Genomic DNA, 1,105 nt, shown 5'->3' on the forward strand with positions numbered 1-1,105 from the left:
ACTGATGGTGGCTACCGTGGTCGTCAAGTGACGATCACTGCTCGCAATCGCGTCATCCGCTTCTAGGCGAAGGTTCGTTGCCGTCACGTTCATCGTGCTGCCATCGGCATTGATGATGCTGCCGGTGTCCGCTACCACAGAAACGTTTTGCGCAACGACGTTACCGATAGTGACGTTCGTCGCGGCATTCAAGCGTGCTGAGCTGTTGGTTGCGGTAACCGTCACGGCACCGCCCATGAACAAGGCACCGGCTTCCGCGTCTAGGGTGACCGTACCATTTGTGGCAGTCGTAATGTTCGCCCAGATGCTGAGGGCATCGGCCGCCGTTACCGTGATATGACCGGTGGTGCTGTTGATTTGAGCATTGTTGGTTACATCAGAACCGGTACCGTTCGCATCGATGCGGATAGAACCAGTACCGTGTGCTACCACACCTACTTGATCGCTATCGCCATCGTTGATCACGATGCTGCCGTTTAGCGTAGTCAGAACGATATTACCGTTGTTACCCGAGATCAGATCCGCTTGCGCTGCATCCACGACATCCGTCGTGGTCGCATCCGTGTTGAACGCGGTGGTCGTTACCGCCACAGAGTCCACGGTAATGCTGTCCGCTTCCGTGATGTAGATACCAGTGACATCGGTGCCGGTGCTGTTCGCACTGATGGTCGCAACCGTGGTCGTCAAGTGACGATCACTGCTCGCAATCGCATCATCCGCTTCTAGGCGAAGGTTCGTTGCCGTCACGTTCATTGTGCTGCCTGCGGCATTGATAATGCTGCCGGTATCCGCTACCACAGAAACGTTCTGTGCAACCACATTACCGATGGTGACATCGGTAGCGGCATTCAAACGTGCTGAACTGTTGGTTGCTGTTACGGTAACCGCACCCGCCATGGTTAGGCTGCTGCCTTCCGCATCTAGCGTTACGGTGCCGTTCGTCGCCGTAGTGATATTGGCTAGGATGCTAAGCGCATCCGCGGCTGTCACCGTGATATGACCCGTCGTGCTGTTGATCTGCGCATCGTTGGTCACATCAGAACCCGTACCGTTCGCATCGATTCGGATAGAACCAGTACCGTGTGCTACCACACCTACTTGATCG

At 55.6% G+C, this 1,105-nt stretch carries 1 protein-coding gene; it reads right to left on the reverse strand.

Going from position 1 to position 1,105, the window contains the following annotated elements; genetic code table 11:
• A partial coding sequence (locus FJM67_RS17610; RefSeq protein WP_181161554.1) for a beta strand repeat-containing protein occupies window positions 1-1,105 on the reverse strand: 1,105 nt, incomplete at both ends.

The sequence above is a fragment of the Maribrevibacterium harenarium genome (genome assembly GCF_006385675.1).
GTDB lineage: Bacteria > Pseudomonadota > Gammaproteobacteria > Pseudomonadales > Marinomonadaceae > Marinomonas > Marinomonas harenarium.